Origin of the sequence: Candidatus Sysuiplasma jiujiangense (assembly GCA_019721075.1) — an archaeon.
Classification (GTDB): domain Archaea; phylum Thermoplasmatota; class Thermoplasmata; order Sysuiplasmatales; family Sysuiplasmataceae; genus Sysuiplasma; species Sysuiplasma jiujiangense.
This window is the reverse complement of record JAHEAD010000010.1, coordinates 40,515-55,148: the sequence shown is the minus strand read 5'-3', so window position 1 is coordinate 55,148 and position 14,634 is coordinate 40,515. Positions and strand designations below refer to the sequence as shown.

At 52.5% G+C, this 14,634-nt stretch carries 15 protein-coding genes; 6 read left to right on the top strand and 9 right to left on the bottom strand.

Annotated features, from left to right (window positions below):
• Positions 1 to 11: 11 nt before the first annotated feature.
• The 4 genes from KIS29_07005 to KIS29_06990 all read right to left on the bottom strand — a co-directional run bounded on the left by KIS29_07005 (position 12) and on the right by KIS29_06990 (position 4,219).
• The gene (locus tag KIS29_07005; GenBank protein ID MBX8640068.1) at positions 12 to 587 is read right to left on the bottom strand and encodes a hypothetical protein; all 576 of its coding nucleotides are present in this window, start codon (positions 585 to 587) and stop codon (positions 12 to 14) included.
• Between the two features lie 90 nt (positions 588 to 677).
• Positions 678 to 2,240, bottom strand: coding sequence for a site-2 protease family protein (locus KIS29_07000; protein ID MBX8640067.1), 1,563 nt, complete (start codon positions 2,238 to 2,240; stop codon positions 678 to 680).
• A gap of 96 nt (positions 2,241 to 2,336) precedes the next feature.
• Entirely contained in the window at positions 2,337 to 3,062 is a 726-nt protein-coding gene (locus tag KIS29_06995) for a DUF115 domain-containing protein (GenBank protein MBX8640066.1), read from the bottom strand.
• Complete coding sequence (locus tag KIS29_06990) at positions 3,059 to 4,219, bottom strand: DUF373 family protein (GenBank protein ID MBX8640065.1); 1,161 nt, start codon at positions 4,217 to 4,219, stop codon at positions 3,059 to 3,061. Before KIS29_06990 ends, KIS29_06995 begins: the two co-directional genes overlap by 4 nt.
• A gap of 138 nt (positions 4,220 to 4,357) precedes the next feature.
• Between KIS29_06990 and KIS29_06985 the strand changes: the two genes are divergently transcribed.
• Both KIS29_06985 and KIS29_06980 read left to right on the top strand, forming a co-directional pair.
• Positions 4,358 to 5,251, top strand: coding sequence for a cation diffusion facilitator family transporter (locus KIS29_06985; GenBank protein ID MBX8640064.1), 894 nt, complete (start codon positions 4,358 to 4,360; stop codon positions 5,249 to 5,251).
• A gap of 55 nt (positions 5,252 to 5,306) precedes the next feature.
• The gene (locus tag KIS29_06980) at positions 5,307 to 6,179 is read left to right on the top strand and encodes a hypothetical protein (GenBank protein ID MBX8640063.1); all 873 of its coding nucleotides are present in this window, start codon (positions 5,307 to 5,309) and stop codon (positions 6,177 to 6,179) included.
• Here the strand turns inward: KIS29_06980 and KIS29_06975 are convergent.
• Both KIS29_06975 and thiL read right to left on the bottom strand, forming a co-directional pair.
• On the bottom strand, positions 6,163 to 6,954 hold the full coding sequence (locus KIS29_06975; GenBank protein ID MBX8640062.1) for an endonuclease III domain-containing protein: 792 nt from the start codon (positions 6,952 to 6,954) through the stop codon (positions 6,163 to 6,165). The two genes, KIS29_06980 and KIS29_06975, sit on opposite strands and share 17 nt — an antisense overlap.
• Positions 6,845 to 7,789, bottom strand: a complete 945-nt coding sequence (gene thiL / locus KIS29_06970; GenBank protein MBX8640061.1) for a thiamine-phosphate kinase — start codon at positions 7,787 to 7,789, stop codon at positions 6,845 to 6,847. The genes KIS29_06975 and thiL overlap by 110 nt, the downstream gene beginning before the upstream one ends.
• A 523-nt stretch (positions 7,790 to 8,312) precedes the next feature.
• Here thiL and KIS29_06965 point away from each other — a divergent pair.
• The 3 genes from KIS29_06965 (at position 8,313) to KIS29_06955 (ending at position 10,758) form a co-directional block, all read left to right on the top strand.
• Entirely contained in the window at positions 8,313 to 9,050 is a 738-nt protein-coding gene (locus KIS29_06965) for a PAC2 family protein (GenBank protein ID MBX8640060.1), read from the top strand.
• A 55-nt stretch (positions 9,051 to 9,105) separates the two neighbouring features.
• Positions 9,106 to 10,176 carry an AmmeMemoRadiSam system radical SAM enzyme gene (gene amrS / locus KIS29_06960; protein MBX8640059.1) on the top strand — a complete coding sequence of 357 codons (1,071 nt, stop codon included), beginning with the start codon at positions 9,106 to 9,108 and terminating at the stop codon, positions 10,174 to 10,176.
• 120 nt (positions 10,177 to 10,296) lie between these two features.
• On the top strand, positions 10,297 to 10,758 hold the full coding sequence (locus KIS29_06955; protein MBX8640058.1) for a hypothetical protein: 462 nt from the start codon (positions 10,297 to 10,299) through the stop codon (positions 10,756 to 10,758).
• 9 nt (positions 10,759 to 10,767) lie between these two features.
• On the opposite strand, the gene KIS29_06950 is transcribed toward KIS29_06955, so the two are convergent.
• A complete protein-coding gene (locus tag KIS29_06950; protein ID MBX8640057.1) occupies positions 10,768 to 12,369 on the bottom strand; it encodes a B12-binding domain-containing radical SAM protein in 1,602 nt (533 codons plus the stop codon).
• 266 nt (positions 12,370 to 12,635) lie between these two features.
• The gene (locus tag KIS29_06945; GenBank protein MBX8640056.1) at positions 12,636 to 12,980 is read right to left on the bottom strand and encodes a winged helix-turn-helix domain-containing protein; all 345 of its coding nucleotides are present in this window, start codon (positions 12,978 to 12,980) and stop codon (positions 12,636 to 12,638) included.
• A gap of 266 nt (positions 12,981 to 13,246) precedes the next feature.
• Between KIS29_06945 and KIS29_06940 the strand changes: the two genes are divergently transcribed.
• Positions 13,247 to 13,423: a TFIIB-type zinc ribbon-containing protein gene (locus tag KIS29_06940; GenBank protein ID MBX8640055.1), complete on the top strand. Its 177-nt coding sequence runs from the start codon at positions 13,247 to 13,249 to the stop codon at positions 13,421 to 13,423.
• On the opposite strand, the gene KIS29_06935 is transcribed toward KIS29_06940, so the two are convergent.
• Entirely contained in the window at positions 13,410 to 14,624 is a 1,215-nt protein-coding gene (locus KIS29_06935) for a proteasome-activating nucleotidase (GenBank protein MBX8640054.1), read from the bottom strand. The two genes, KIS29_06940 and KIS29_06935, sit on opposite strands and share 14 nt — an antisense overlap.
• Positions 14,625 to 14,634: the final 10 nt, after the last annotated feature.

Here is a 14,634-nt window from a genome sequence, read left to right as displayed (position 1 = left end):
CGGTCCGGCAGCTATAGTGTCAGCTGCTTCGTGTCGAGTGAAAGATGCGATATCCTGAAGCCTGTGGAGACGAGCGAAAGCAGTACGCTTCTGAACGCCTGGTCGTAATCCCCTTCAACTATGTAGGCCGGCTCGCTTTCCGGTATCCTGTAGCCGGATTTTGCCAGTATTCTTCTGGACTCCGATGCCACCATGGCGGGCGCGGGCCTGAGTTCCGGTGTCTCAGAGAAATGCATCTCGCTGAGCTCCCTCCTGAACACGGGCCTGTGGAAGAGCCTTTCCAGCGTGTAGACGGCGACGGCGCTCGAAGTTCTCGGATCAAGGCCGTTCTGCAGGCAGGCGTCCGCCACCGCTTCGTAGATTGTTATGTCCTTTCCTGAAGTCGGTATGTATATTTTCGACGGAGGAACAGCCCTCTCCCTTATCATTCCGGTATCTGTAAGCGCCCTTAGATATCCTGTCAGGACAAGGCGGTGCATGTTGATGCCCTTGGCCTTCAGTTTTCTCACGAGAGCGCTTATTGACACAGGCTCGTTCCTGAGCTCCTCGATTATTATCTCCTTCAGCTGTTTTTCAGGGCTGAACAATTTTATCCTGTTCTGTATGCAGACATGATAACAAATACTTTTCCAGTGGCTGCCGGATTCCTGCGCTGCCTGCGCATTGGAGGTATCAGGTCAGATGTAAAGCAGGCGCGGTCCTATTATCTGCCAAAGGATGAGCAGGAATATGAGAACGGAGAAAAGCGATGTAACCCTCAGCGCCACCCTTTCCCTGTTTTCGTCGCTTGCACCGGCCATAACTTTTTTCAGCAGGATCCTGAGGTTATCCCTGAACAGGTAGCCGCCGTCCAGCGGTATGGCGGGCAGCATGTTGAAAAGGCCGACCCACAAATTAATCCAGAAGATCCAGTAGCAGCTGTTGACGGCAATCCAGAACCACTGGGATGCAACACCTGTTCCGGTAAAAAGGGACTGTATCCCGGCAGGAACAGGGGACAATCCCTCGAACGGAAAAAGAAGGAACTGGAGCCCGCTCTGCAGATACCCTGAAATGGAGTTGGCGCCATAGAACGGGTTTTTCAGCAGGCCCACAAGCAGCGCCGACGGCGTCACTTCCATGCCCATGTAGGCGAGGTAGATGCCAAGGAAACCGATCTGTTTCCCCTTCGGCGTTATCCCCTCGACCGCAGCCTCGCTTGACAGCCTGATGTTCATGCTCTGCCGTGTTCCGTTATGCTGAATGAAAACAAAGGGCACCGTCTCATTCGGTGTTGTATTCTGGAATGTGGCGAGGAGGCGGTTGTAGTTGTAAATGACCGTGTTGTTCATGCTGTAGATGATGGAACCCGGCATGACTCCCGCCGCCTTTGCCGGCGAACCCGCTATTGTGCCGGTGACAACGACTCCTGCCGTCACGCTCCCGTTGTGGTATCTGCCGTTCAGTATGTACTCCATGCTGTAGTTCTTTCCGGGCACAAGTCCGTTTATGCCGTAGAACTGGGATGCGCCTGACAGTGCTGTTCCGTTTAAGGATATGATTTCGCCCCACTGCCTTATGCCTGCTGCGTAGGATGACGAATCGGTGTAAACCGCATCGGCCACAAGGCCACTGTGAATGGGTGTCGCCGTGCCCATGAGCGGGAAGACCAGGATCAGGAGGAAGACGAGCGCGAATACCATATTGGTTGCGGGCCCGACGCCGAAAACTTTTATCCGCCTGGACGGCGAGGCAGCTTCAAGCTCCTCCTGATCCGGCTCAACAAATGCGCCTATCGGGAGGATGAGCAGAAGGACGCCCATCGACTTCACCTTTATGTCCTGCGCCCTTGAAAGCACGCCGTGCGACAGCTCATGGAATACAACGGCAACAACCAGGCCCAGTATGCCGTATCCCACGGGAACGAACGGATTTATACCGGGCAGCAGCAGATATGTCTGTGGCGCCGGAACGCTCTGTTTTGGTATGCTGAATACAAGCGTCGCTTCCCAGAGAAGGAGCATAACCATCAGCACCATTCCGATTATGAATATGATGCGGGAGAGTGCTCCGTAAAAGAGCCAGAATTTCCTGGGTCGTGCAACAGAGTCCAGTGTCTTCTTCCCTCTTTCAGTCCTGAGCATCAGTATGGGTCCGGCAAAGCTGATATTGTATTTCGAGGCAAGTCCCGTTTTCCACAACGCGATGATTACCAGGAAATAGGCAATCGCCACGTACAGTGCGATGAACAGCGGATTCATTGCATACACCCCGTCAATCCGGACCGGCAGCGTCTCCGTCCGGCATCCGAAACAAGAACCGGCCCGGAGCCGCAGTGCACAAAATATGGATACGAATCACTTTTCACTGTAAACACGCGCAGTACCGCCATATTCAGACGCAAACCTTATTTTCATTCCTCTTGCAGAAGCACCATCTATAATTCTCTTTGCCCATGCCAGTTTTCTTATCTTCAGCGCAGCCGCCTTTCCCTTCTCCTTCGGATGATCGAAATCGAAACCGGCAAGATATACCGTGCCGGCGCCTAACGACTCTGCCGTCAGCACGGCACGATCGCCGTCTGTGAAGCCGCCGAAATTGAATGTTCCGCCTCCCGGTTCCCCCTGGACTGTAATCAGGCACGGGCCTCTGAGTCTTGATGCAATGCTGTGCGCTCTTCTGTAATTGTCTCCATGAAAATGGAGCAGCAGCATGCTTCCCCTTCCGTTCTGCTGTATCTCATCATCAGCGCTTCCGTCCATGTCTGTGACTATCACCCCCGAACGCACACCGAGCCTTTCCAGTCTGGTTGAAGCACCGTCCGCAGACATGATGGTCCTCCCCGCGATTATGCCTGCCCGGCTCAGTGCCCTGAAGTCAGTTTCGAGTTTTGCGCTGTTTCCCGCTACCACCACCTCCTTTCCCGTGAGCTTCCCGAGAAGCTCCAGCGAAGCGCCCGGATCCGGACAGTACAGCGCCGCAGCCTGCCTGGCCGCATCGATCGCCCTGCGTTCCGAGGCCCTGTCGAAAGAAAAATCATCCAGAATTTCCTCGTAGACGGGCATCCAATCCTGCCAGTTCATTTAAATGCCCTGGTGCTGAGTTCCGCGCCTTCTTTCTCTTCGGAAGAATCGAGCGCCGTCTCTTCCTGCCCGTGGATCGTGGAATTGAGGAGGCCGCCGAACATCGCTATCAGAATGCCCGAAACAGTTTCGACGCCTATAAGCGTCTCGTTGACAGGGCCAAGGCGGTAAAGCAGAACAATCGCGTCAAGTGCGCCCTGCAGTATCATGCCGAGCGCCACGAACATGAGGCCCACTATTATTGACGACCAGGAAATCTTCCGCTTGCTGAAGTATGTATTTGTGAAACGCCCGGTTTCAAAAACGAGCGCCGCGAACACGCCTATCCAGAGGAAGTTGTAAACGAACACGAACGCAAGTATCTGGAGAGGAACATTTCGGGCCTGGGTTACAGTCGAAGAAGCGTAGAGCACCCCGACGACTATCAGAACACCCGAAAATATTGCAAATGGCAGCAGCTGGCTCCCAGACTTCATCGCTTTCCAGAGCCTGCCGAATGCGGAGCGGAATCCCTCGGTCACGTTATATGCGTACCATGCGATGTACAGGCCGATGAGGAAGGTGATGAGGCCCGGGGCGATTCCAGAGATGTAGCCGATGCTGTGCGTATTGCTCAGCATCACAAGATCGGAAAACATCAGGAAAAAACCGTAGACGATGAGTATCGCCGAGAACGGCGAAAGCAGCTTCCTTCTGAGTTTCGGATCCTTCAGCGTCTTTATCATTATGTAGTAGAGACCCTCCGCCGTCGGCGTCTGCTTTATGAACACTCTCTTTACTGAATCGATTTTTATCCGCGAGGCTATGACCGGGTAGAAATACTCGTCTTCAGCGCCGTTGCTCACGAGTATTGCCCTGTCCGGCTTGACAGCATCCATGACTTCCTCGAGCTGTTCGGACAGTATCCTGTCCGATTCGAATCCCACATCCTGGCTTCCGCAGATCGTCGCTACCTGCACATCAAGGCCGCGCCTGAGCAGTTCGTCATACATGCCGATTGCAGAAAGGACGGTGTTTGAATCAGGATCCTCCGGATCAGCCATGCCGAGCGCCATTGCCGCTTCAAGGTTCCTCTCCCTCCCGACAAAGGGTCCCCTGAGCGACGCCTTTTCGCCTATGTCATTATCCCTGTCGACGCAGAGCACTACCGTTCGCATTTCCTGTTTAATTCAACATTTGTAAGCTATTTAAATGAATTGTTGTAAAAATCTGCACCCTCTGCTGATAACCGTCAGCGTTCCATCAAATAGATTTTTATTTGCAGTGCCCATTGTTTTCGACAGGTAACAGAACAGATGGAAACCGAAAAGAGCTACAGAACAATCTACATGACGCTGATCGGTGACGCATTGATTTTCGTTTTCTCCATAATCGTCTTCCTTTACGGGCACAGCAGGGCTGTTTTGTCAGAGTCGATTTACCAGCTCAGCGATATAGCGAGTGGTGGAATGCTCCTTTTTGCCGTATGGAGTTCTCTCAGGCCTGCGAACGAACTCCATCCCTTCGGATACGGTCTGGAGAGGTTCTTCTGGTCTTTTGTCAGCGGCGTGTTTGCATTCTCGGTGAGCGGCGTGGCGGTAATGGCCTACGGCTTCTACGGGCTTCTCGTGCCTTATCCGCTCGCAGAGTACGGCTACAGCATCCTCATACTCGCTGTTACCATCATCGTGAGCAGTTTCAGCCTCCTCTATCTGATACACAGAATAAGGAATTATTATGACAACCCAAAGAGCATAATAGAAAGGTACCACCAGGGTGTCAAAACGGTGCTGCTGCAGGATGTAATGAGCATAGTTTCGAGCGTTATTGCAATTACCGGGATAACGCTCGCACTTTATGAGGACAATACACGATATGACGCGATTGCAGCAATAGCAAACGGCCTTCTTCTGCTGGTTACCGGCATCACGCTTGCTGCGGAGGGAAGGGAACTGCTGATAGGGAAGGGGCTTACAAAGGCACAAATGGCAAGTATTGCACAGGACATACTGAAACTGCCTTTTGTGCAGCTTGTAAGGGACATCAAGACAATATATCTGGGCCCCGAGAGTCTTATGATGGTTGTCAGGATCAATTTTTCAGACGGCCTCAACACAGACGAACTCGAGAAGGCCATAGACAGGGTCCAGAGCGAACTCAGGGGGAAAATAACTGAGCTGAAGCATGTAATCATAGAGCCGGAAAGCTGAAACTCGAATTCCTGAAGCAAGTGTTATCTATCCGCCGGAAGCTCTGCCCTGAATTGTGAATGACGCATACATTGCGGCCGCTGCTGCGGCACTTTCTGCCTTTCTGATCGCTTCCTGCCAGGATTTGCAAACCAGGGAGGTATCGGATTTGCTCTGGATATTTTCCGGTCTGGTGGGAGTGGTCATATCGGCCGTTATGCTGCTGGGAAACGGATCCGATGCCTTTCCCGCTGTTCTTGCCATCCTTTTCCCGGCCTTCCTGTTCGCGGACATATTTTTGGACTGGGATACCCTGTTCCGGAGGAACGGAAAAATGCTGAGATATGCGGCGGGCGCATTGTGCGGCATCAGTACACTCTACTCAGTCTACAGCCTGCCCTCCGTTGCTTCAGTGGACATTGCCGCATCCGAATCGCTCTGGATACTGTTCATCCTTCTGCTGTTTTATATTGACGTGATCAGGGGAGGTGCCGACGCAAAGGCACTCGTCAGCCTCGTACTGCTTTTCCCTGTCTACCCTGTTCCGGTTATAGGTCGAATCCCTCCGTCATTCGAATCATTTACCTTTCCTTTCTTCCTGAATGTGCTGCTTCTTGCGGCCGTGCTTTCTCTTCTGGTTCCCGTCTTCCTTTTCTTCCGGAACGCTTCACGCGGGGATGTATCGATTCCCAGGATGTTCGTCGGATTCCGGAAGGATGTGGCGTCGGTGAATATGGAGAAGGAGTGGCTGATGGAATCGCCGGACGAGTCAGGCAGACCCGTGAGGCTTAAAAGACTCGGTCGTGCGGACGAGGAGGAGACGCTGGACAGGATACGATCCATCGGCTGGAAGACTGTATGGGTTTCACCGAAAATTCCCTTCATCGTGTTCCTCACTGCCGGACTGGTCCTGACGCTGCTGTCAGGCAGTGTCATCGTGTACCTCTGACCATTTTTCCATGCCTGCAGTCCGCGCGGTAGAAACATTCGCCGCACAGCGGATTTTTCCTGCAGAATCTCTTCGAATGTTCAACAATCAGGGCATGAAGCTGCTGCATATCGCGGAACTCCTTGCCTGTGCACTTTTCAACGGCCAGCTTGATGCTGTCGTAAGCAGCATTTTCATCAGCGATGCCGATTCTGTGGAAAAGGCGGCGTGTGTATGCGTCAACAACGAATGAAGGGATACCGCAGGCGTACAGAAGCATCGAGTCTGCTGTTTCATTGCCTATGCCCCTGATACCCAGCAGAAGCTTTCGCGCTTCATCTTCGCCCATTCTACCCAGACGTGTAATGTCCCCTCCGAAATTCTCCATTGCAAATTTCGAAAATGCGATCAGTGTCCTCGCCTTCTGGCGGTAGAAACCGCTCGGACGTATGAGCTGCTGAATTTTTTCTGTTCCTGCACTCACAACGGCATATGGCGTGATCCCTATCCCGGCCCTTATGTTTTCCAGTGCCCTCTCTACGTTCCTCCAGCTCGTGTTCTGCGTCAGGACAGCACCAACACAAACTTCAAAAGGACTTTCAGCCGGCCACCATCCGAAACGACCGTAGAATGTGCTGCATTTTCCGTAAAGCCTCAGTATTTCAGCGCATGCGGTGCCGGAACCGTCAGGTGCTTTTCCCCCTGAGGCTGTCGTAACCTCTTGCCGGAATACTTTTCCTTTTGCCGGCCTCAGTGATGTACACCCCCTTCCCTTCCGTAACCCTTCCAATGACATGAACGTCCCCGCAACCCTCTTTTCTCAGCCTCCCGATGTCCAGTCCGCTGTCGGCCGTGAAAAGCAACTCATAGTCGCCGCCCCAGCATAATGCCATTTCCCTCCACTTTGATGCACTCATTCCAGGAGGCGGGCGACTGCTGTAAAACGGAATGCTGTCGGCGTCTATTTCCATGGCCGTGCCGCTCGCTTCGCTTATGTAATGCAGTGAAAGCGCGAGACCATCGGTGATGTCTGTTGCCGAGTGGACCTGTCCGCTCCTGGCAAGCGCAATGCCTTCCTCTATCCTGGGGCGCACCTCACAAATTCCCGGGACGGATCGCATGCCGCTCCTCTTCAATGAGTACGAGTAGGCTGCCCTTCCCATCAAACCGGTGACCGCAACAACATCTCCGGGTTTCGCACCGCTTCTGAGGAGTGGTGCTCCTTCGGCTTCCCCTATGAGCGTTATCGATACGGTGAGTTCATGAGCACGCTTCGTGTCTCCGCCAAGCACGCTTACGGTGTGCTCCCTTGCAACCTCCGATATTCCACGTGCGAGCGAATGGGCATTAGCCGGTGTCATTCCCTGCGGAAGCCCAAGCCCTGTAAAGGCATACAGCGGTCTGCCTCCCATCGCGGCAATATCGCTGAGATTGGCCGACATTGCCATTCTTCCCTTCTTGCGATAGGTGTCGCAGTACTTCAGGTGCGTGGACTCAAAGAGCATGTCGGTCGTCACAAGCAGTTTTCTACCGCCGATTCCGATTACCGAACAGTCATCTCCCATTCCCAGCGGAGGGGCGGGAGAATCGAATATACTCCGCAGGGAGTTTATCAGCTGCCTTTCATTCATTTCCTTCAAACAGAGTTCCATCCCGGCGTTCAGCCGGGAATGAGACATCATGTGCTGCAATTCATAATTTTCCCTTCTCCTTACCCACTGCGCCTCCCGCACCGTCTTAGTCTGAAATCTGTATTTCGGACAAGTGTTGCGCGCTTGCACTGCAACCGGATGTGAAGGGTGTCGGAACGACGTGCTGATTTCATGCCTGAGGCTGGTCAAACTGTCAGCCAGATGCGTTTATTTCCCCGGAGAGGCCATCCGGCAGGGCTCACGCAGGCTGTGAGAACAGACCTTCACTCTGCTTACTGAAAAATCGTTCTTTCCGGCAGACTGTTTCAAACAAGTTAGGAAGAATCGCATTTTCCCCGGATGCCCGATGCGCATCAACCCTTTTGGCGGATTCGCAGAACATATTCTCTGTCTGCTCAGAAGACAACATCAGACTGTTACGCATGTGATCATTCCTGTCCTGCCGGATTTTCCGGTCTAAATAAAATAGTAGTTAAGACAATATGTGCGAGAGGTAATTTGCTTGACAGATGTTGTTACCAGAAAACTGAGTGATGTGCATCTCAAGGACGGCGTCCTGATTGAAAGCTCCACCGGCATCGGAATGGTGGCCGGCATCGCCGCAAATCATATAATTGCGAGCAATTCAATGAATCAGGTTGCAGCCATGGACTCGGATGACTTTCCGCCCGTGTCCATGGTTTATAACGCGAGGCCCAAACTTCCGTCGAGGATATACTGCTCGGAAAAGCTGAACATGGCGATATTCACAAGCGAGATACCGCTGCCTCCCAGGACGCACAGACCGGTTGTCAGGGAACTGATAAAGTGGGGACTCGACTCCGGATGTAAAATCTTTGTTTCGCTCGACGGTCTTTCAGCCGAGGATGACACCAGACCGCTTGCAACCAAGCCGCGTATGTGGGCCGTTGGCACGACGGACAATGCAAGAAGGATGATAAGCGATGCAAAGCTCGACGTTCTCGATACAGGAATGATTTCCGGTGTTTCAGCAATCATGCTGAACGAGGGGAGAATGGGAAATCATGATGTGATAGGGCTGTTTGCCGAATCCATGGTCGACGTTCCGGACGCGGCGGCCGCCGCTGCTGTGGTCGAAGGACTCAACAGCCTGTTCAAGCCGTTCAATTTTTCAATAAGACCTCTTCTGGCGGAAGCCGTTCAGATACAGGCACAGATGGAAAAGGTGAGGAAGCAGGCGGAACCCGCAATAAAGGAGCCGTACGGCCTTTACAGCTGAACGGAAATTCTGCTGCAAACCCTTTTTAAGCTGCAGCAGGATAGTACGGTGACGGATGAAGGAAGCAACCCTTTTCGAAATCGCGGACAACGGCAGGATAAGATGCACAGCGTGCGCCAGGTACTGCAGACTTGCCGAGGGACAGACCGGTCTGTGCGGCATAAGGCAGAATGTGGGCGGGAGACTGCAGCTGCTTGTTTATGGAAGGGTGATCACCGGGCACATAGACCCCATAGAGAAAAAACCGCTGGTCCATTTCAATCCCGGCACACGTATATTCTCTATTGCCACAACTGGCTGCAACTGGCTCTGCCATTACTGCCAGAATTTTGACATAAGTCAGAGGAGAAAGGTGGAAGGCGCGGAACTCCGGCCCGCCGAAGTTGTGGAAATGGCAGTGAAAAAGAACTGTGAGGGCATTGCCTACACATACAATGAACCTTCAATCTACACTGAGTTTGCGGAAGACATTGGCAGGATTGCACGATCTAGAGGACTGTTCAACCTGTTTGTGTCAAACGGATACGGGACTCCGGAAGGTGTCAGCCATCTTTCAACGTTCCTCGACGCGATAACCGTTGACTTCAAGGGAAATGCAGAAAGGAATTTTGTAAGGAAATATATCGGCATTCCAGACGCCGGACCTATTTTCACATATCTTGACGAGATAAGGAATAAGACGAATATACATGTGGAGTTCACGGATCTCATTGTGCCTGGCGTCGGTGACAGCCTCGCGGAGGCCGAAAAACTCTGCAGATGGATTTACGACAGCTACGGACCGGATGTGCCCATTCATTTCCTCCGCTTCCATCCGGACTACAGGATGATGGATTTCCCCTTCACTCCTGTTGAGACGCTTGAAAGGCACTACGAGGTTGCCCGCGCCCAGGGGCTCAGGTATGTCTATATCGGTAATGTGCCAGGGCACAGGCTTGAGAGCACATACTGCCCGGGATGCGGCAGTGTCGCAATCGGCAGATACGGGTTTGAAATAACATCATGGAATCTTGACGGCAGGAACAGGTGCATGAAGTGTTCCTACCAGCTTCCGGTCGTGGGAAGCCTGGGTGCAAACTACCGGCGAAAACGCTTCGAGTCTGTTTTCGACATTTCCATCAACTGAGCGGCCTGCGGCAGCTCGGCAGAGCTCGTCCCGGTTCCAGCGCCATTCAAAAAGTCAGTGCCGCAATCTGCAGCTCTTTACGGATGCATGTTTATAATCCATCATTGCAATACTCTGATTATGAAAACACGTGTTTACCGCCTTTCAGTGACGTTCGAGGCACCGAGGACGTTTGTCTACGACTGGTGCACCGATTACAGGGAAGACGACGCAAAGCTGATCGGCGCAACATGGACGAGACATATTTTTGAAAAGACAAAGAGCACGGTTGTATGGATAGCACATTACAATACCGGCGGCAGGAGCACTGAGGGCATCAGGATTGTGTCCCTGAAACCCAAGTCGTCCTGGCATCTTGTTGATTATGATGACGGCGTCAACGAGATAGGCGACTACACGTTAAGCGAAGATGGGCGCAACCGCACTGTCCTCAACATGGTGTTCCGCGAAACCTTCAAGACAGGTGAACCCGAGCCGGCCTCTACATTCGAGGCAAGGGTCGGTGCAATGTGGGCCAAATACAGGGCCGCACTGGAAATGGATTATGCCGTATCGAAAAGGAACAGGCGGAAGAAGCAGTAGCAGAAAGGCTCACTGCTCCTGCTTTATCCTGAAATAGGGATTGGCAGTGCCTGGCTTCTGCAGGTAAATCACGCTGTTTGAGTTCTCCATAAGTTCGGCCACAGCATCTTTCGCAATGCCTGCGTTCCTGGCAAGGGACGCATACAGTCTGCTGGTTCTGATGAGCTGCGCAGGGAACTTTGTCATATCCCTTATGTATTCCGGCATCATTTCAAATATGAACCGCGTTGCGTCAGAAACAAGCTTCTCTTTTCTCTCATGTACGGCTCTCCGCCCCATCTTCGAGAGCAGGTATTTTCTGACATAGAAGGAATAATTGGCATAGAACTGGACAAGCTGGACAACTGCAGGATGCACCTTTGTCTTCATGACCGGCGTAAGAACATCATACCTGTCCCAGTCAAGCGTAAAGAGCCTGCCGTTCCTGAGTGCATCGTCGAACACCCTTGTACCGGGAAGCGGGGTGTATATGCTGAACTGTACGGCATCAGCACCGGCATCCGCCAGTTTGTTCGAAAACCTGACCGTCGTAATCATGTCCCTGAGCCTTTCGTACGGCGCGCCGATCATCATGCCGCACAGTACAATCACGCCGTTTCCGCTGAGTATCCTTACGGCGTCCACAGACTGCGGCGTAAAAATACCCTTGTGCATTTTGCGAAGGATCTCCTGGCTGCCGGACTCGATGCCCATGAAGGCCACGCTCATGCCTGCCTCAGCTCCCTTCCTTATCAGCTCCGGATTCTTTGCTGTCACGTCGGCCCTCATCTGAACGATCCATCTGAAATCAAAACCGTTATCCATCATTGACCGGAAGAGCAAAGCCCTCTGCTTTGTGTTCGGGAAAACGATGAATATGTCATCCGTAAAGAATATCCAGTCGTAGCCGAATTTTTCAGCGTTGTGCATCTCCTCAATAATCCTCGCGTTTGACTTGTTCCGCCACTTGTTACCCCATGTCGGCGTGACAGAGCAGAAATCGCATGCATACGGACAGCCGCGTGATGTTTCCAGGCAGAGCACCCTGCTCTCCTTTCCGAAAACCGAGAAGGTGTACTTTGAAGCATCTATCAGTTCCAGTGCCGGAAATGCAAGCGTGTCAAGATCCTCGATAAGCCCCCTCCGGCCTGTGCGGACGAACTTCCCCTTGGCCTTGTAGACTATTCCAGGAATGAGGCCGAGGTCTGTGCCGGCATCCACGGCAGATGCTATTTCGGCGAAAGTGAAATCGCCTTCCCCCAGGACGACGATGTCAAACCCCTCCCGCAGAAGATCATTGGGAAGGAAGGTTGCATGATGACCTCCTGCCACGATAACAGTATCAGGAAAACGCTGCTTCACTCTGCGAGCAATTTCGCAGGAGGTGCCGTGTGCCGCGGTCGCGTGGATTGTGATGCCTATCATGTCAGGCCTGAATGCCGAAATCTCGTCGAGCACCCGCTCCACTGTCATGCTCTCGGCCTCCATGTCGATAATCCTGATGCTGGAGTTGTCGAGTCTCTGAAGCTCACCGGCGAGCTGAAGCAGCCCGAGCGGGGCAGGGAGGAATCCCCATTTGGTCAGATATGCACTGCCGGACGGATTCGTAGGCCTTATCAGCACTGTCCGCATCGTTAAGCAATTAACTGTTTCAGTATAAATCTTTGGTCAAAATGTATTATCTGAAATCCATGTAGAATAAAATTACTAAGTATCAAGGTGAGACCAGTATTCATTCGAAAGCCGGAACGCCCGCCAGCCTCTCCGTTTCACGATTAAACTGTCAAAAGGCCGGCAGCAGGCAACAGTATTGGGCAACCGGCCGGATAAAAAAAACAATCGCTCAGACGAAATGGCAGAAAGGTGTTTAATGTCCGGCAGTTTCAGGCTTATCTGCTTCAGACAGTTATTGAAGTTACCAGACTCTGATCCCCGGAGTCCTGTACCACGCCATTTGCCAGCTCAAACCTGACCCTGAGTCTTCCGTCCTCAAATGACATATAGGCATTCTTGAGCTGCGACTGGTAAACGCTTATGCGCTTGCCTTCTCTTGTAAGCCGCCGCTCGATACAGGAGATGAGACCCATCTCTTCAAGGAGCCTTATTTTCCTGTAGCAGGCCGCAATGGGTATCCCGAACAGCTCGGAGAGATCTATTGCAGTTCTCGGCTTCCGCATCGTTCCCACAAGTATCTTTACCGCATATTCGTCGGTCATCAGTTGCATTGCTTCAAAAGGTTGCATTTCCCTCGCCTTTTTTGGGGAGAGGCAATTATGCAGTATATAAGCTGTAACAGGTCATTATCACTCTTGATTTTGCAAGGTGCCTTCCCTGTGGACGGCAACGGTTGAGGGCCAGCATACCGTATGGAAACGTAAAATACCCGGACGCCCTTCAACCAATATTGAGATTCAAACAAAGCAGCTGTCCGGAGTGCGGTTCCGCCGACACAAATGTCACCAGGAAGGGCGGAACGAGATGGTTCAGGTGTGCCAGTTGCGGCTTTACGGTGACACGGAGGACCGTCAGGAAATGTCCCAGCTGCGGCTCAACGGATCTGTATTATGAAGCAGGCATGATTACAGGGCAGAAATATCACTGCAAGAGATGCAATTACATCGGTCCCCTCGTGTTTGAAGAGGATGTTGAGGAGCGAATCAGCGGCGAAGGTGTCACGCGAACATAGGGCCAGCTTCACCTGCAGGGGTATGCGGCATTTCTTCGCCGAGCACCTTGGAAATGCTCTTTTCGAAATCTGACATCAGAACGCTGTCCCTGTTATCCCTGATGGCGAACATGCCAGCTTCTGTGCAGATGGCATGTATGTCCGCCCCGGTAGCGCCTTCAGTTTTGACCGCAAGCTCATCAAAATCGATCGAATGGTCCGTGTTCATCTTCACGGTGTGTATCCTGAAAATCTCCTTTCTGGCCTCCACCCCGGGAGGCGGCACCTTGATGATCCTGTCAAAGCGGCCCGGTCTCAGAAGCGCATCGTCCAGTATGTCCGGTCTGTTTGATGCCGCAATTATCTTGACATTGCCGAGGGGATTGAAACCGTCCAGTTCGGCGAGCAGCTGCATCAGTGTGCGCTGTACTTCCCTGTCACCTGAAGTTGCCGCATCTAGTCTCTTCGCGCCGACGGAGTCAAGTTCATCAATGAAGACGATGCTTGGTGCCTTCTGCTTGGCCAGTTCAAAGAGTTCCCTGACCAGTCTAGCACCCTCCCCTATGTATTTCTGGACAAGTTCAGAGCCGACAAGCCTTATGAAAGTGGCATTAGTGTTGTGTGCAACTGCCTTTGCTATCAGCGTCTTGCCTGTGCCCGGCGGACCGACCAGCAGAATGCCCTTTGGCGGCTCGATGCCTATTTTCCTGTAGAGTTCTGGGCGAAGCAGCGGGTCCTCCACCGCCTCCCTGACTTCGACCAGCTGTTTCTCAAGACCGCCTATCTCCGCGTATGATGCATCAGGCTTGTCTATAACTTCTGCGCCAGTGACTATTGGATCAAGAGACGAGGGAAGCAGACCCATTACTGCGAGCGTCTGTTTGTTCAGCGCTACCCTTGCGCCGATCTCTATATCTGCCGCATCAACATTGTCCGAAATGTTGACAACAAAATCCGGTCCTGTCGAACTCTTTACAACGACACGTCCGTCGGCCAGGATGTCCCTGATGTTTCCAATGATAAGAGGCGGCGCCTTGAGCCTGTCAAGCTCATTTTTCAGCCTTTTGAGCTCTCTTTGAAGCCTGTCCAGCTCACTCTGAACATATCTTTTTTCGCCTTCGACCCTTCTTGCCTGCTCCATCAGCTGTGTGTTCCTTTCCTCGAGAAGAAGCAGTCTTCTGTAAATCTCATCCTCGCTGTCGATCCTGGTCCCTTCAGACAAAATTTATGCA

Coding starts and splice junctions, on each gene's coding strand:
- KIS29_06945 (MBX8640056.1), bottom strand. CDS start 12,980: ATGCAACCTTTTGAAGCAATGCAACTGATGACCGACGAATATGCGGTA.
- thiL (MBX8640061.1), bottom strand. CDS start 7,789: ATGAATGAAAGGCAGCTGATAAACTCCCTGCGGAGTATATTCGATTCT.
- KIS29_06950 (MBX8640057.1), bottom strand. CDS start 12,369: ATGCGGACAGTGCTGATAAGGCCTACGAATCCGTCCGGCAGTGCATAT.
- amrS (MBX8640059.1), top strand. CDS start 9,106: ATGAAGGAAGCAACCCTTTTCGAAATCGCGGACAACGGCAGGATAAGA.
- KIS29_06975 (MBX8640062.1), bottom strand. CDS start 6,954: ATGTCATTGGAAGGGTTACGGAAGGGAAGGGGGTGTACATCACTGAGG.
- KIS29_06985 (MBX8640064.1), top strand. CDS start 4,358: ATGGAAACCGAAAAGAGCTACAGAACAATCTACATGACGCTGATCGGT.
- KIS29_06955 (MBX8640058.1), top strand. CDS start 10,297: ATGAAAACACGTGTTTACCGCCTTTCAGTGACGTTCGAGGCACCGAGG.
- KIS29_07000 (MBX8640067.1), bottom strand. CDS start 2,240: ATGAATCCGCTGTTCATCGCACTGTACGTGGCGATTGCCTATTTCCTG.
- KIS29_06990 (MBX8640065.1), bottom strand. CDS start 4,219: ATGCGAACGGTAGTGCTCTGCGTCGACAGGGATAATGACATAGGCGAA.
- KIS29_06995 (MBX8640066.1), bottom strand. CDS start 3,062: ATGAACTGGCAGGATTGGATGCCCGTCTACGAGGAAATTCTGGATGAT.